Here is a 16,001-nt window from a genome sequence, read left to right as displayed (position 1 = left end):
AGCCCAGGCCGTAAAAGTGTGGTAACCCGCAAACACCCTTTACCTGCCGCCGCAGGCAAAGGGTGTTTATTGCCACCATAATGCCAGGAGAGCCGCAAATAATAGAGCCGGTAAAAGGTTACCGGTACGAATATCCTTTACCTTCAATATTCCCAGGGCTATGGCAATGATAAGCAGGCCGCCACTAGCAGTAATTTCTGCTATTACTGCAGGTGTGAGATAGTGCTGCAACCAACCGGCCAGGACGGTCAGGCCCCCCTGGTAAATAAAAACAGCAAGTGCCGACAGGGCAACCCCCCACCCCTGGACGGCGCTCATAGAAACGGCAAGAATGCCGTCCAGTATGGACTTGGCATAGAGAGTGCCGTGATTCCCGCGCAACCCTGCTTCCAGGGAGCCCATTATGGCCATGGCACCGACACAGAAAAGCAGGCTGGATCCCACAAAAGCCCGGGTAATTTCACCCCTGCCGTTACGGGAAAAATAAAGCTCCAGGCGTTTCCCCAGACTGGCCAGGCGTCCTTCGATGTCCAGCAGTTCCCCGCAGATGCCGCCGGCAGCCAGGCTGACAATTACCAGGACGATGTTCTGGCTCTGGCCGGCCATTGAAAGTCCTACAAGTAATACACCCAGGCCGGTGGCCTGGGTAACTGTTGTTAGCAGGCGCTGGGGCAGGCGCTGGCCAATTATTGTTCCCACAAGGGTTCCGGCCAGGATGGCCAGGACATTAACTAACGTACCCCACAAGCTTTTCACCTCTATCTTTTCCCGGCTTCATGCTTATTAAAAATCCCTGGGTTTGCAAATTATTTCTTTAATCCTGGTTGCAAAAAAATCCTGGGAATGGGCCGGCCTGAGAACCAGGGCCGTATCAGTTCCCTCGCTGCTTCCGCCAAGGGCAATGACGTCTACACCGGCAGGGATAAGCCCGGCGTCCAGGGCCATGCCGGCAACTTCAACCGCCACCTTGGTACCCTGGCCGAAAAGGCGCAGGGTACTGGCTATGATCTCAGAAGGATATATACCCTGGAATGAGAAACGCAGGGCACGATCAAGGCCGGCCATCAGATGGGTGGTGGTCAGGACTTTAATACCTCCCTCTTCAAGACGACGGCGGATAGCCCCATCCATCTCTATTTCACCCGGTTTTTTAAAACCCGCCTGGCGGGTTACACAGACGATATTCAAATCGTTATTTCCCAGACACATTAAGGCACTGTAGCCAGTTGCCGAGGCAACAACAATATCTTTAAGACCCAGTTGCCTGGCATGTTCCAGGGCCAGTTTTACCGTGCCCTCGGTATTTGCTTTTCCTTTCTCTGGCCAGTATGTAGTCATTAATCCTTCCTCCTTTTCCTGGTCCGGGAACGGTAACGGCTTTAATCGCCATTGAAACGTCCCCTGTACTTAAATTATGCCCGGGCCAATACCGCCATAAGGGTAAACTGCCGGGCTTAATTTTTAAATGTTTCACGTGAAACATTTTCCCCGGTTAAGACATTTATAATCCTTTCCAGGTCTTCTGTTCCAAAGTAATAGATTTCAATTTTGCCTTTATTTTTCCCGTGCGCCAGTTTAACTTTCGTACTAAATATAGTTTGCAACCTGTCCTCCAATTGTTTTACTTCTATATCAACTTTTTTACCCTTTTTATCCTTTTCGAGTTTTGGTGTTCTCTTATCCTGCATCTTTTTAATGAATAATTCTGCTTCACGTACTGCCATTCCTTCGGCAATGATCTTTTTCGCCAGAAGCAATTGTTGTTCTCTATCTTTTAAACTCAGTATTATCCTGGCATGACCGGAAGAAAGGGCGCCTTCCCTGACCATTTCCTGGATTTCAGCAGGCAACTGCAACAGTCTCAGGGCATTGGCAATGACAGGCCGGCTCTTGCCGACGCGATGGGCTATCTCTTCCTGGGTGAGGTTATATTCATTTATTAAAGACCGGTAAGCTTCTGCTTCTTCCAAAGGATTCAGGTCTTCTCGCTGTAAGTTCTCGATTAAAGCTATTTCTGCCGTTTCCCTGGCATCCAGTTCCTTAATGATTGCCGGTATTTCTTTTAACCCGGCTATTTTACAGGCCCGCAGGCGTCTTTCGCCGGCAATTAGTTCATAGCGCCCTTCTTCTACAGGCTTTACAACTATGGGCTGAATAACGCCGTGACTTTTTATTGACTGCGCCAGTTCTTCTAATTTGGCTACATCAAAATCTCGCCTTGGCTGGTGACGACCGGCAACTATTTTATCAACTTCTATTTGAAATACTTCTCCGGCCAAAACTTCTTTTTTTTCTACCGCCGGCAACAGGGCTTCCAGACCCCGGCCCAGACCCCTTTTAGCCATTGTTCATTACCTCCAGGGCCAGTTCTTTATATGCTTCCGCGCCGCGGGAACGGGGATCATAGATGCTAATTGGTTGCCCGTAGCTCGGCGCCTCGCTTAACCGTACATTGCGCGGGATTATACTTTTAAATACTTTTGCAGAAAAATGGTTTTTTACTTCATCCACAACCTGCATTGATAAATTGGTCCGGGGATCAAACATGGTCAAGACGACCCCCTCTATTTTTAAGCGGGAATTCAGGTGGCGGTTTACCAGCTGGATGGTGTTCAGCAACTGTCCAAGCCCTTCAAGGGCGTAATATTCACACTGGATGGGTATTAAGACACCTTCAGCTGCCGTAAGGGCATTGACGGTGAGAAGACCCAGGGAAGGAGGGCAATCAATGATTATGTAGTCATAATTATTCTTAACATCCTGCAAGGCCTTTTTTAATTTCTGCTCCCTGGCTATGGCCGTCACCAGCTCAACTTCGGCCCCGGCCAGTTCGATAGTAGCCGGTACCAAGTCTAGATGGGGAACGCCGGTTTTAATTATTATACTCGCTATGGGTACGCTGTTAATAATAACATCATAGACACAATGTTCGATGTGCAGGCGGTCAATGCCCAGACCGCTGGTGGCATTGCCCTGGGGGTCAATATCTACCAGCAGCACCTGTTTCCCTTCCTGGGCTAAAAAGGCGCTTAAATTGACAGCTGTGGTTGTTTTACCAACCCCTCCCTTTTGATTGGCAATGGCTATAACCTTGCCCATGGGATTACCTCTCCCTTGACTTTTTTTCATTATTTCGGCATGTTTTTTTTTGTTCCTGCCGGCAATTTTATTTTCCCTTACTTAAGGGGCCTTTTGGCAGGCACTCCCGGGCGGCGCGGGTATGACGGCGGCGTCACCTTTACTTTTTTCACGATGATGAGAAAGCGTTTTCCCTCCCCATCGGGAATGACATGTTGCCATATTGTCGTATCCCCACCACCGAGGATGGCAATGGCCCCTGCAGCTACCTTTGCTTCTTCTGTACCGGCCGGGCCTTTATATGCTACCATAAATCCATCAACCTGCACCAGGGGGAGGCAGTATTCCACCAGGGTATTTAAAGGCGCTACAGCCCTGGCTACGGCCAGGTTGTATTTTTCCCGGTAATTTTGATGATGGCCAATATCTTCAGCCCGGCCCCATAAACATTCAACCTCCTTTAATCCCAACTGTTTTACTGCTTTTTCCAGGAATTTAACCTTTTTTTGCTGGGCTTCAAGAAGGGTAATACGCAGGTCCGGGCGGTATATTTTAAGAATCAGGCCCGGGATTCCTGCCCCGGTGCCCACATCAATAACCCTGGCACCTATTGGTACGTCCAGGGCAGAAAAAATAAGAAGGGAATCCAGGATATGCTTTCTCCAGATTTCTCCCTCCTCTACAATAGCTGTCAGGTTTACCTTTTCATTTGTTGCTAAAAGAAGCTCGATATAAGCATTTATAACGCCGGCCTGGTCTTCAGATATATTTAAACCTACCGTTTTTCGTAAACTGATCATTAGATCTTTAACCGGCACAGGTATTTACACCCTCACGCCTTTTTTGTTCGAGATAAACCATTAAAATGCTGATATCTGCCGGTGTAACACCCGGGATGCGCAGGGCCTGGCCCAGGGAACGTGGGCGTATCCTTTCCAGGTGATCGACGCCTTCCCGGGATAAGCCCCGTATTTCCCGGTAATTGATATTATCCGGCAAATGCCGTCCTTCCAGTTTTAACATCCGTTCTACCTGGGCTTTTTCTTTCGCAATATAGCCTTCGTATTTGAGAATCATTTCGATCTCCCCAGCAACATCTGCCGGGAGTCCCGGCACGAGTCCGGCCCTTGCCAGTTCTTGATATTTTAATCCGGGCCTCTTCAGGAGCTCGGCCAGGCTTGCTGTCCCCTTAAGGGTTGCCTCCTGGCATCTTTGCAATATTTCCTGGATGGTTTCATTGTTACTCCCTACATGCTGCTTTTCTAATAGTTCAATTCCTTCTTTGATGGCTTTTTCTTTTTTCTGGAGCTTCCTGTACTTTTCTTCATCCAGGAGGCCTATATCATGACCCAGGGCGGCAAGGCGTAAATCGGCATTATCTTCCCGCAGCAGCAAGCGGTGTTCCGCCCTTGCCGTAAGCATGCGGTAAGGTTCGGTCACACCCCTGGTAACCAGATCATCGATTAGCACCCCTATATAGGCCTGATCTCGTCTTAAAATAAATGGCTCTTTTCCTTTGACCAGGCAGGCGGCATTTATTCCCGCTATAAGTCCCTGGGCTGCAGCCTCCTCATAACCCGAAGTCCCATTGATCTGCCCGGCTGTAAATAAACCGCTGAGGTTCTTGCACTCCAGGGTTGCCTTGAGCTGGGTCGGGTCCAGGTAATCATATTCAATGGCGTAACCCGGCCGCATAATTTCTGCTTTTTCGAGTCCCCGTATGCTGCGCAGGGCGGCCAGCTGTACGTCCTCCGGCAGGCTGGTGGACAAACCCTGAACATACCATTCTTCGGTTCCCAGACCCTCCGGTTCCAGAAAGATCTGGTGGGACGGTTTGTCGGCAAAACGGACTACTTTATCTTCTATTGAAGGACAATAACGCGGGCCTTTGCCTTCAATTATACCGCTGAACAGGGGGGCCCGGTCCAGGTTATCCCTTATGATCCGGTGTGTCAACTCATTGGTGTGGGTCAGCCAGCATGAGACATTGGGTCGTTGGCTGTTATCTTCCCAAAATGAGAAATTTAAAGGTTCCCTGTCACCCGGCTGTTCAATCAACACTTCCCAATTAATAGAACGGCTGCTGATCCTGGGGGGTGTGCCGGTCTTAAAGCGGCCCATAGTTAGACCCAGTTCCTTTAGACTGGCTGCCAGCTCAATGGCCGGAAACTGGCCATTAGGACCGCCGGGGTAGGCCACATCGCCAATGATAATCCGTCCCCTGAGATAGGTGCCGGTAGTTAAAACAACTGCCTTACAGGTGAATAATGCTCCCGTCCTGGTCAGGACACCCTTGATGCCTCCATCTTCCACAATCAGGCGGGTAACTTCTGCCTGCTTTACTTCAAGATTTTCTTGCCGCTCAAGATTAAGGGTCATCAGTTGCTGGTAAAGTTTTTTATCAGCCTGGGCTCGCAGGGCCCTGACTGCCGGCCCTTTACCTCCATTAAGACGGCGAATCTGGATGCGGCTGCGGTCGGTATTTAATCCTATTATACCACCCAGGGCATCAATCTCCCTTACCAGATGACCCTTGGCCGGTCCCCCTACGGAAGGGTTACAGGGCATCATGGCTATATTTTCCAGGCTGATGGTCAGCGCCAGCGTGCGGCAGCCCAGCTTTGCCGCGGCCAGGGCGGCTTCACAGCCGGCATGACCGGTGCCGATTACAATGACATCGTAATTTCCGGCTCTGTACATTCTCTTCACCTTCTTTCCTTTCTTTTTTCATTGCCTTTGCCAGCAGTGTTATTTCACTAGTATAATCACGTTATCTATTTACCGATACAAAAATCGCTAAAAATGCGATCCAGGAGATCTTCCCTGGCAGTTGCACCTGTTATTTCACCAAGAAAATCACGGGCTGTCCAGAGGTCAACGGCAATTAAATCACCCGGCATGCCTTCTTCCCAGGCATCTATGGCGGCGTTTATGTGGTCCAGGCATTTTTCCAGCGCGTCCCGGTGGCGAGCTCTTGTAAGGAGGGGTTCTTCCCTTGCCCTTAGCACTTTTCCACCTAGGACGACCTCTCTAATCTTCCCGGCCAGTTCGTCCAGTCCTGTTCCTTCCCTGGCAGAAACAGCCACCCGGGGGAAACCGGTGGCAAAATAATCCATTTCCGCGCTTTTTCCTTCTACCAGGTCAACTTTATTGCCGACTATTATAACGTTTTTTTCCTTAATCTCTTCCAAGATGCCCTTATCTTCAGGCAGGATCCCGGTACTCAAATCAACCACCATTAGGACCAGGTCGGCTTCCCTTACAGCCTGTCTCGTCCGCGCCACCCCGATACTCTCCAGGGTATCGGCAGTTTCCCGCAAGCCTGCTGTATCAATAAGCCTGCAGGAAAATCCTCCCAGTAGTAATGTTTCTTCAATGGTATCCCTGGTGGTACCGGGGATCTGGCTGACAATAGCCCTTTCCTGACGCAAAAGGGCATTTAAAAGGCTTGACTTGCCAACGTTGGGCCTGCCGGTAATAGCGATCTTCAGGCCTTCGCTAAGCAACCGGCCTTCTTCCCATGTTGCCAGCAGCTTTTTTACTTCTTCTCTGGCCAGCTTTAATTTTTCCAGATCTTCGGCACCTGCCTCGCCTACCTCCTCCGGAAAATCGAGACTGGCTTCAATTGCCGCCATAACACTGTTGAGATATTCGTTTATCCTTGCGATTTTTTGGGAAAGTTTGCCCCGCAACTGACCTACTGCAGTAACTAATCCCTGGCTGCTCCTGGCGCGAATTACATCCAGTACGGCCTCGGCCTGGGCTAGGTCCAGGCGGCCATTTAAAAAGGCTCGACGGGTAAATTCTCCTGGTTCGGCCAGCCTGGCTCCATGACGTAAAGCAAGTTGTAAAACCCTGGCGACCGCCAAGGCGCCACCATGACAGTTAATCTCCACTACATCTTCGGCCGTATAGCTACGGGGTGCCCTCATTATGCATGCCAGGACTTCATCGACGGTTTCACCCGTTTCAGGATCAATAACCAAACCCAGGCGTAAAGTATGACTATGGCTTTCCGCAAAAGGCTGTCCCCGGTGTGGTTTAAATATCTTGGCAGCGATGGTAATCGCATCACACCCGCTCAGGCGTACAATACCGATACCGCCTTCACCAGGAGGTGTCGCAACTGCAGCGATAGTATCTTCTATCATCATGTCATCTCCACATAATAAAACCCAGTAATACATATGGTATCACTGGGCCGCAGTTATATTACCCTTTCACCACTATTTTAACGCAAAATGATTACTGGCGCAAGGCAATTACTATTTTACGATTTGGTTCCTGTCCTTCGCTGAAAGTTAAGATCTCACTATCGTTTTGCAGGGCAGTATGAATGACGCGCCTTTCCTGGGGATTCATTGGTTCAAGAACTACCTTTTTCCCGGTTGCTTTTACCCTGGCCGATAAGCGGCGGGCGAGATTTATTAGCGTCTGTTCCCGGCGCTTGCGATAACCCCCTACATCGAGTATGATTTTAACTTTATTCTTTAAAACCCTATTTACTGCCAGGTTGCAAAGATACTGCAGGGCATCCAGGTTGTCACCCCGGCGCCCAATTATAATACCCAGGTCTTTCCCGTGAAAACTTACAAAATAATATCCTTCCCGTTGCCGGATTTCAATACCAGCTTCAATGTTCATTGCTTTCAAGACTTTACTTAAAAAATCATTTATCAATTTTTCCGGGCTATCAGGTAGTACAACCTTTACCCTTGCCTGGCGCGATCCCAGCAGGCCTAAAAAACCTTTACTACCTTCCTCCAAAATTGTAATTTCAACTTCTTCTTTTTTAGCTCCCAAACTTTTCAGCGCTGCCTCAATTGCTTCCTCTACAGTCTTACCGCTGGCTTCTATCTCCTTCATTTGGCGCTGATTTCCTCCTTCACCAGCTGCGGTTGCCGGCGTGTTAACCATTGTTCTAAAATACCCATGATACTAAAAGTTACCCAATAAAGGGAAAGACCGGCCGAAAAACTACGGCTCATCCAGCCAATAACTAATGGCATTATAATAAGCATCATTCTCTGGGTCTGGTCTTGATTGCTGCTAACCATACTTACTTTCTGCTGGAAATAGGTACCCAGGGCAACTAAAACGGGTAAGATATACGGATCCGGCTGTCCGAGATTGCCTATCCATAAAAATTTGGCATGGGCCAGTTCCACATAGCTCGGATGATGTACAGGATCAAAAAATGTACGCAGGGCAGAGAATAAAGCAAAAAGAATGGGCATCTGTACCAGCAGGGGCAGGCATCCCCCCAGGGGATTAACGCCTTCCTTTTGGTATAATTCCATCATTGCCTGCTGTGCCTTCTGGGGATTATTTTTATATTTTTTCTGCAACTCCTGGATTTTCGGTTGTAATTCCTGCATCCTTTTCATCGATTTTAATTGCTTGTAGGTTAAAGGAAAAAGTACCACCTTAACTAATACGGTAAATAAAATGATAGCCAAACCGTAATTGGGTATCCCCAGAGTCCGGGTAATATTATACAAAAATTGTATTGATTGTTGCAGGAATTCAATTAAAATACTCAATTAGCTCCCTGCCTTCCTGAAAATTTCTTAGAAAGGCAGCCTTCACCTCCACGCTATCTTTAACATAAGGGGTCATACCCCCCCGGGTGCCAGGGATGACATCGCGCCAGTCTTTTTAAGGATATTATACTTCCTTTTAATATACCATATTTTGTTATTGCCTCCACCGCATACTGGGAACAACTGGGATAGAAACGGCAATTATTCCCCAGGAAAGGGGATAAAAAAATCTGGTATAAACGTATAAACAACACAACCCATCTTTTTATCACTTATCTTCCAACCCTTTAATTTCCTCTTCGATTAAAATTTTCCCCCAGTACCCCAACTTTAATACTTCTTTTTCCAGTTCATGATAGCCACTTGAACCCGAATTTTCCCTGGCTACCAGTATTATATCCCAACCCGGCTGGAAAGAATTTATATGCTGGCGACAAATTTCTCGCAGGCGGCGTTTTAAAAGATTACGCGTTACGGCTTTACCTACTTTTTTAGAAATGGAAAAACCAAATCGAGTCAAACCGTAAGAATTTGGTAAATAGTACATTTTTAATATTTTACCGGTTACTTTCCGCCCCCCGTGGTATACCCGACGAAAATCCTTTGCTTTGATAATACGCCGCCCCGCAGGTAACAACATCCTTCCTCCAAAATAAAAAGGATAACCTACCCTTAAGCAGTAAGGCGTTTACGACCTTTCCGGCGCCTCCGTTTGATAACTTCCCGTCCGGCTACAGTGCTCATTCTTTTTAAAAAACCATGGACCCTTTTATGGCGTCTCCTTTTTGGCTGATATGTGCGTTTCAAATCTACTTATCCCTCCTGCTAAATTTTCTTTTTTCCAGCCGATCATTCAAATTATAGCCGAGTCATTTTCCATCTGTCAAGGAAAAGGAATTTCTGTTACCTGTTGATAGTTATACCCAAAGCTGTTAAGATAAAATTAAACGTGACTGCTTGTATTACCATCATTTATCCCCATTTTTGACGATATATACATTATAGCTTATTAACATTTTCCTCAGGGAGGTTTCTTTTTTGCCACCAAATCAGCTGGATCTAGCCTGGCAAGAAGTATTATCCATCCTGGAAAAAAAAATAAGTTATAAAGCCCTGGAAGCCTGGTTTTTTGATGCCAGGCCGGTAACTATGCAGGGTAACACCCTGGTTCTTGCCGCGGCTAACGAATTTGCTCGCGATTATATCCAGAGCCGTTATTATCCTTTAGTCAAAGAAGCACTGGAAAAAGTATTCGGCCGGGGACCTATCAACATCCAGGTTATTTGTTTTTCACCAACCGGCAATTCGGCAACGTCAACTGCCGAAGCAGGGGATGAAGACCTGCCCAGGCTTAATCCGAAGTACACCTTTGATACCTTTGTAGTAGGTAATAACAATCGTTTCGCCCATGCCGCCTGCCTAGCAGTAGCCGAAAGCCCTGCCAATTCTTATAATCCCTTATTCATCTACGGCGGTGTGGGTTTAGGTAAAACTCACCTCATGCAGGCCATCGGCCATCATGTACGCCAGCATTTGCCGAGCTTTCGAGTTCTTTATATTTCTTCGGAAAGATTTACCAATGACCTGATTAATGCTATTCGCGATGAGCAGACAGAAGAATTCCGGGCCAAATACCGGAATATAGATGTGCTCTTAATAGATGATATCCAGTTTTTAGCAAAAAAAGAAAGTACCCAGGTTGAGTTTTTCCATACTTTTAATCATCTATATGAAGCTAATAAGCAAATTGTAATTTCCAGCGACCGGCCGCCTAAAGAAATTCCTACCCTGGAAGATCGCCTGCGTTCTCGTTTTGAATGGGGGCTTATAACCGATATTCAACCGCCCGACCTTGAAACCAGGATGGCTATCTTACGCAAAAAAGCTGCAGCCGAAAATATCGTTATTCCCGATGAAGTAATGTTTTTTATGGCCCAAAAAATAGATTCCAACATCAGGGAACTGGAAGGAGCCTTAATCAGGGTCGCAGCCTATGCTGCCTTTACTAAAGAAGAAGTTACTATAGAAATGGCCGAAAAACTTTTAAAGGATGCGTTAAACCTATCCCGTCCAAAGCCTATTACCATTAATCTTATTCAGGATGTGGTAGCCCGTTATTTCAATCTGAAACCTGAAGATTTAAAAGCGAAAAAGCGCAATCGCACCGTCGCTTTTCCCAGACAAATAGCTATGTATCTTGCCAGGGAAATGATCGATGCCTCCCTACCACAAATAGGTGAAGCCTTTGGCGGCAGGGATCATACAACTGTACTTCATGCTTATACAAAAATCCGTGATGATTTACAAAATGATCCTTCCCTGCCCCAGATAATTTCCCAGCTTATGCAAGAAATTAAAAACCAGTAATCCACACTGCTTAAACCGCAGCCTCTCTTTATATTCATTAACTATCAACATATCCACATCGCCTATTACTACTACTACATCAATAAAGATGATGGAGGAAGCGTCTCATGCACATCGCTTGCCCTCAACCCCAGCTTCTCCAGGCCGTGCAAAAGGTTCACCGTGCTGTCGCTACAAATTCGACTTTACCTGCCCTTACAGGTATTTTATTCCAAGCAGAAGATAATACGCTAACTTTACATGCTACGGACCTTGACTTAGGTATTATTTATAGCTTTCCGGTAGAAGTTTTAAATCCCGGCGAATTATTACTACCTGACCGCATTTTTACAGAAATGGTGCGGCGACTACCACCTACTAATCTTTACTTGCAGTCTTTACCTGATAATAACACCGTAGAAATAACTTACTTGCAGTCCCGGGTGCAATTAAATAGTTTTGATGCCGGGCAGTTCCCTTCCCTTCCAGATATAAAAGGTAACATTTCCCTTAAGATTGACACAACCACCTTTAAAAATGCTGTTCGGATGGTGAGTATAGCTACCAGCAGCGATGATCTGCGCAGCATATTCAGCGGTATCCTCCTGGAAATAAAATCCGATGATAAGCAGTTCAACCTGGTAGCTACCGATTCCCATCGCCTTGCTGTTTTCCGGGGACCCCTTAGCGAGATAAACACCTGCGAACCTGCAAGTGCCTTAATTGGCAGCCGCTCCTTAAATGAACTTGCCCGTCTTTTACCAGGCGATGAAGGTCAAGTGGAAATAATAATTGGTTCCAGCCAGATTTTTGCCAGCTATGAAGATTTAAGGCTTTATAGCCGTTTATTAGATGGTAAATTTCCTCATTATAACCAGGTAATACCTAAATCATATAATACTAAAGTAAAGGTGGCCACCAGAGATTTGCTAGAAACAACCGAACGTGCTACCCTGCTGGCCCGTGATGAAATAAAATCGCGATCCCATATCATCTTTTTGCAGGTTGGCGAAACTTTAAAGATTACCAGCGAGGCTGCCGAAGTTGGCCACCTGGAGGAAGAACTTACTGCCCAGATCGAAGGCAAACCTTTAACCCTGGCCCTTAACGGCCGTTATTTACTCGATACGCTGCGTATAATAGATACGGAAGATGTTATTTTAGAGCTATCGGCACCTTTAAAACCGGTAGTTATAAAACCTTACGGAGAAGACAATTATCTTTGCCTTATTTTACCGATAAGGATCAATAATGCACCGGTAAATAACCCGCCGGTTTCCTGAAGGTGGCCTTTATGTCTGGTAAAAGTGTTTATATTGATACTCCCTCAATCCGGCTGGACCAGTTTTTAAAATGGGCAGGTATAGCGGCGACAGGAGGACAAGCAAAAGCAATGATCGCCGGCGGGCTGGTACGGGTCAACGGTCAGGTCGAAAAACACCGCAGCCACACCTTAGAGCCTGGCGATGAAGTGGAGGTTAATGGTGCCAGCTATAAGGTTACGGCGTCTCCAGTTAACTAATTTTCGTTGCTATCGCGAGTTAAACTGGCAATGCCAGCCGGGTCTAAACATAATCCAGGGCCCCAACGGGGCCGGTAAAACAAACCTACTGGAAGCTATTGGTTATTTAAGCTTTGCCCGTTCTTTACGCCAGCAACAGGACCAGCACCTGGCAACCTGGGGAGAAAATTCTTTTCAGATAAAAGGTTATTGCGGTTCCGGCCAGGAAAATATAGAGCTCGCTATTATTTACCATGAAGCTCATAAAAAGTTAACAATTAACGGCCAACACCACCGCCTGGTTGATCTGCTTGGTATCCTGCCGGTAATATATTTTGGACCCGATGACCTGCTCCTACTGAAAGGTGCCCCTGTCTACCGGCGCAATTTTCTGGACCGGGAACTGAGTATCCTTGACCGGCTCTATTGCCATAATCTCCAGTCTTATCGCCGCCTATTATTGCAACGCAATCGATTACTGCGGGATATAAAAGCCGGCCGGGGAAAGGAGCAAGAGCTCGAACCCTGGAATATCCAGCTTGTATCTACCGGAGTGGCTATTATCAGGAAAAGGCAATCCTTTATCCAGTCCATTGAACCCCTTGCTGCTGAAATTTACAGTAAAATGGGAGGTCTAGAAGGTTTATCCCTAACCTATCGCTCAAGTGTAAGGGATTATGAGGATTGGTTAGCCAAAATAGCTGCCGGCCAGGAAAGGGAAATCCAGGCCGGTTTAAGCCTTTGGGGCCCCCACAGGGACGATTTATCTTTTTATATCGGCGAGCATGAAGCACGATTCTTTGCTTCTCAGGGGCAACAGAGGTCGGCCGTGTTGGCCCTGAAAATAGCCGAAGCCGGGATTTTTACGCAGTTTTTAGGTAAAAAACCCATCTTGCTTCTGGATGATGTTTTTTCCGAGCTGGATGGCAAACACCAGCAAGCCCTGCTGGCGCTCCTGGCAAGCGGCGGGCAAACCTTTTTAACAACCGCCGATATAGAAAAGTTGCCTTCCGGCCTTATGGAGCAGGCTAGTTTATGGCAGTTATCAAGGGAAAGAAGGTTAGTGGTTACCGAGATAAGGAAATAATTTCTGGATAGAAAGGAGCTTTTTATGTACCTGCACATAGGTAATGAGATGGTGGTGCCATTTAAGGACATCATTGCTATTGTTAATTTAAGTACAATAGTCCGATCTGCGGTTAATAATGAAATTTTAAAGAGGGCTAAACAGCAAGGTAATGATCCGGATTCCGGGGATTATAAATCCTGCATTATAACCGAAAAACAAATATATCTCTCAAATATATCCTCCGGCACCTTGATGAAAAGAGCCAGTTCAATTTTAAGCAACCTGGAACAAAAATAAAGAGCTTTTGTTATGGGCTTCAGGTTGCTTGAAGTAAACCTTTGATTTGTGCTATATTTGTCAGTGGAAGTTTTATGCGGGAGGAAAAAATGGAACAGGTACACACGGAATATGATGCCAGCCAAATCCAGGTCCTGGAGGGTCTGGAAGCTGTACGCCGTCGTCCCGGGATGTACATCGGTAACACCGGGATCCGGGGGCTGCACCAGCTGGTTTTTGAACTGGTAGATAACAGTATTGACGAAGCCCTGGCTGGCTTTTGCGATCGTATAGAAGTAATTATTCATCGGGATGGCAGCCTGACAGTGAGTGACAACGGCCGCGGCATCCCGGTTGATATTCACGAAAAAACAGGGCTGCCGGCGGTAGAAGTAGCACTAACAATACTCCATGCCGGTGGTAAATTCGGCGGAAACGGCTATAAGGTAGCCGGCGGGCTCCACGGTGTTGGCCTTTCTGTGGTAAACGCCCTTTCAGAGTGGCTGGAGGTAAAGGTAAAAAGGGATGGAAAGATATATCATCAAGAGTACCGCCGGGGCAATAAAGTATCTGAGTTGAAGGTAGCTGGTAAAGCCAAAGGTACAGGTACCAGTGTTACCTTTTTTCCCGACAGGGAAATCTTTGAAGATATAGTTTTCCAGAATGAAATTATCGGCCGTCGCTTGCAGGAACTTTCCTTTTTAAACCGTGGCGTTAAAATAATCTTTCGCGATGAAAGAAACGAAACAGAAACCACATACTACCATACAGGCGGTTTGGTTGATTTTGTCCGTCATTTAAATAAAAACAGGTCAGTCCTCTTCAATAAACCCCTGTACTTCAGCGGGGAAAAGGATGACGTGCAGGTTGAAATAGCTCTGCAATACAATGATGGTTATAACGAACTCATCCTCTCTTATGCCAATAATATTAATACTACCGAAGGCGGCAGCCATGAAATTGGTTTTAAGACTGCCCTGACCAGGGTGATCAACGATTATGCCCGTAAATTCAACATCTTAAAAGAAAATGAAAGCAACCTGGCCGGTGAAGATATCCGTGAAGGCCTGACGGCAGTCATCAGTGTTAAGGTACTGGAGCCCCAGTTTGAAGGCCAGACCAAAACCAAGCTGGGCAATACGGAAGTGCGGGGTATTGTCGATGCCCTGGTGGCAGAGCAATTAAGCGCTTATCTAGAAGAAAACCCCACTATTGCCAGGCGGATTGTTGATAAAGCCATAAATGCCTTCCGGGCCAGGGAAGCGGCCCGTAAAGCTAGAGAACTAACCAGGCGCAAGAATACCCTGGAAATAACCTCCCTGCCAGGCAAGCTTGCCGACTGCACCCATAAAGACCCTGCCGTGGCTGAGCTTTTCCTTGTGGAAGGCGACTCCGCCGGCGGTTCGGCCAAACAGGGGCGTGACCGGCGTTTCCAGGCCATTCTCCCTTTGCGAGGTAAAATTTTAAACGTCGAAAAGGCGCGGCTGGATAAGATTTTAAATAACGAAGAGATACGGACCATAATCACCGCCCTGGGAACAGGGATAGGCGATGATTTTAACATCGGCAAGGCCCGCTACCATAAGACGATTCTCATGGCCGACGCCGATGTGGACGGTTCCCATATCCGGACCTTATTACTTACCTTTTTTTACCGCTATATGCGGCCTTTAATAACCGAAGGGTATATATATATAGCTCAACCACCCCTGTACAAAGTTTCGCGGGGAAAAACGGTACACTACCTGTATAACGACGCCGAACTGGAAAGGTTTTTGCAAAACCATACCGGCGAAAAATGGGAAGTACAGCGTTATAAAGGCCTGGGCGAAATGAATGCCGACCAGCTGTGGGAAACGACCATGAACCCGGAAACACGCACCCTTTTGCGGGTCAACCTTGAGGATGCAGCAGAAGCCGATGCCATCTTTAACATCCTGATGGGTGATCGGGTGGAACCGCGCCGGGAATTTATCCAGCAACACGCCCATGAAGTTAGAAACCTGGATATTTAACCCGGAAGCTGGTGATTGGATGGGAAAACTTGCAGGAAAACCGGCTACGACGGTTCCCGGATTGGAAGCCGGCATGGGAGGCGGGCGTACAAAGTGGCGAAGGGGGGTTGGGCCTGGCCCCCGTTTTTTAATTTAGCCTGGCGTCATATTTGGATTTATCCCATCACCGGATA

At 47.1% G+C, this 16,001-nt stretch carries 18 protein-coding genes; 6 read left to right on the top strand and 12 right to left on the bottom strand.

What is annotated here, in order from left to right:
* Window positions 1-66 precede the first annotated feature (66 nt).
* The 12 genes from NWF31_RS14020 to rpmH all read right to left on the bottom strand — a co-directional run bounded on the left by NWF31_RS14020 (window position 67) and on the right by rpmH (window position 9,428).
* Window positions 67-756, bottom strand: coding sequence for a DUF554 domain-containing protein (locus NWF31_RS14020; protein WP_258361125.1), 690 nt, complete (start codon window positions 754-756; stop codon window positions 67-69).
* A gap of 27 nt (window positions 757-783) precedes the next feature.
* A complete protein-coding gene (locus NWF31_RS14015) occupies window positions 784-1,338 on the bottom strand; it encodes a pyruvate kinase alpha/beta domain-containing protein (protein WP_258361124.1) in 555 nt (184 codons plus the stop codon).
* Between the two features lie 116 nt (window positions 1,339-1,454).
* Complete coding sequence (locus tag NWF31_RS14010; protein ID WP_258361123.1) at window positions 1,455-2,345, bottom strand: ParB/RepB/Spo0J family partition protein; 891 nt, start codon at window positions 2,343-2,345, stop codon at window positions 1,455-1,457.
* The gene (locus NWF31_RS14005) at window positions 2,338-3,099 is read right to left on the bottom strand and encodes a ParA family protein (RefSeq protein ID WP_258361122.1); all 762 of its coding nucleotides are present in this window, start codon (window positions 3,097-3,099) and stop codon (window positions 2,338-2,340) included. The genes NWF31_RS14010 and NWF31_RS14005 overlap by 8 nt, the downstream gene beginning before the upstream one ends.
* Before the next feature lie 77 nt (window positions 3,100-3,176).
* Window positions 3,177-3,896 carry a 16S rRNA (guanine(527)-N(7))-methyltransferase RsmG gene (rsmG, locus tag NWF31_RS14000; RefSeq protein ID WP_258361121.1) on the bottom strand — a complete coding sequence of 240 codons (720 nt, stop codon included), beginning with the start codon at window positions 3,894-3,896 and terminating at the stop codon, window positions 3,177-3,179.
* Window positions 3,886-5,778 carry a tRNA uridine-5-carboxymethylaminomethyl(34) synthesis enzyme MnmG gene (gene mnmG, locus NWF31_RS13995; protein ID WP_258361120.1) on the bottom strand — a complete coding sequence of 631 codons (1,893 nt, stop codon included), beginning with the start codon at window positions 5,776-5,778 and terminating at the stop codon, window positions 3,886-3,888. Before mnmG ends, rsmG begins: the two co-directional genes overlap by 11 nt.
* Before the next feature lie 74 nt (window positions 5,779-5,852).
* Window positions 5,853-7,232, bottom strand: coding sequence for a tRNA uridine-5-carboxymethylaminomethyl(34) synthesis GTPase MnmE (mnmE, locus tag NWF31_RS13990; RefSeq protein WP_258361119.1), 1,380 nt, complete (start codon window positions 7,230-7,232; stop codon window positions 5,853-5,855).
* A gap of 91 nt (window positions 7,233-7,323) precedes the next feature.
* The gene (gene jag, locus NWF31_RS13985) at window positions 7,324-7,944 is read right to left on the bottom strand and encodes an RNA-binding cell elongation regulator Jag/EloR (RefSeq protein ID WP_258361118.1); all 621 of its coding nucleotides are present in this window, start codon (window positions 7,942-7,944) and stop codon (window positions 7,324-7,326) included.
* Complete coding sequence (locus NWF31_RS13980) at window positions 7,941-8,621, bottom strand: YidC/Oxa1 family membrane protein insertase (RefSeq protein ID WP_258361117.1); 681 nt, start codon at window positions 8,619-8,621, stop codon at window positions 7,941-7,943. The genes jag and NWF31_RS13980 overlap by 4 nt, the downstream gene beginning before the upstream one ends.
* A gap of 59 nt (window positions 8,622-8,680) precedes the next feature.
* Window positions 8,681-8,893, bottom strand: a complete 213-nt coding sequence (yidD, locus tag NWF31_RS13975; protein WP_422880293.1) for a membrane protein insertion efficiency factor YidD — start codon at window positions 8,891-8,893, stop codon at window positions 8,681-8,683.
* On the bottom strand, window positions 8,890-9,258 hold the full coding sequence (rnpA, locus tag NWF31_RS13970) for a ribonuclease P protein component (RefSeq protein WP_258361116.1): 369 nt from the start codon (window positions 9,256-9,258) through the stop codon (window positions 8,890-8,892). The genes yidD and rnpA overlap by 4 nt, the downstream gene beginning before the upstream one ends.
* Window positions 9,259-9,293: 35 nt before the next feature.
* Complete coding sequence (gene rpmH / locus NWF31_RS13965; RefSeq protein ID WP_258361115.1) at window positions 9,294-9,428, bottom strand: 50S ribosomal protein L34; 135 nt, start codon at window positions 9,426-9,428, stop codon at window positions 9,294-9,296.
* A gap of 231 nt (window positions 9,429-9,659) precedes the next feature.
* Between rpmH and dnaA the strand changes: the two genes are divergently transcribed.
* From dnaA to gyrB, 6 genes are all read left to right on the top strand, one after another.
* Window positions 9,660-10,988, top strand: coding sequence for a chromosomal replication initiator protein DnaA (gene dnaA, locus NWF31_RS13960; protein WP_258361114.1), 1,329 nt, complete (start codon window positions 9,660-9,662; stop codon window positions 10,986-10,988).
* 107 nt (window positions 10,989-11,095) lie between these two features.
* Entirely contained in the window at window positions 11,096-12,250 is a 1,155-nt protein-coding gene (gene dnaN / locus NWF31_RS13955; RefSeq protein ID WP_258361113.1) for a DNA polymerase III subunit beta, read from the top strand.
* A gap of 11 nt (window positions 12,251-12,261) precedes the next feature.
* Window positions 12,262-12,489 (top strand): RNA-binding S4 domain-containing protein, encoded by a 228-nt coding sequence (locus NWF31_RS13950; RefSeq protein WP_258361112.1) that lies wholly within the window; start codon window positions 12,262-12,264, stop codon window positions 12,487-12,489.
* A complete protein-coding gene (gene recF, locus NWF31_RS13945) occupies window positions 12,452-13,555 on the top strand; it encodes a DNA replication/repair protein RecF (protein ID WP_258361111.1) in 1,104 nt (367 codons plus the stop codon). Before NWF31_RS13950 ends, recF begins: the two co-directional genes overlap by 38 nt.
* Window positions 13,556-13,579: 24 nt before the next feature.
* On the top strand, window positions 13,580-13,834 hold the full coding sequence (gene remB, locus NWF31_RS13940) for an extracellular matrix regulator RemB (RefSeq protein WP_258361110.1): 255 nt from the start codon (window positions 13,580-13,582) through the stop codon (window positions 13,832-13,834).
* Between the two features lie 89 nt (window positions 13,835-13,923).
* The gene (gene gyrB / locus NWF31_RS13935) at window positions 13,924-15,828 is read left to right on the top strand and encodes a DNA topoisomerase (ATP-hydrolyzing) subunit B (protein ID WP_258361109.1); all 1,905 of its coding nucleotides are present in this window, start codon (window positions 13,924-13,926) and stop codon (window positions 15,826-15,828) included.
* Window positions 15,829-16,001: the final 173 nt, after the last annotated feature.

Origin of the sequence: Neomoorella sulfitireducens, assembly GCF_024733845.1 — a bacterium.
GTDB classification, from domain to species: domain Bacteria; phylum Bacillota; class DSM-521; order Neomoorellales; family Neomoorellaceae; genus Neomoorella; species Neomoorella sulfitireducens.
Note: the sequence above shows the minus strand (reverse complement) of the source record. Positions and strands in the feature narration are given on the sequence as shown.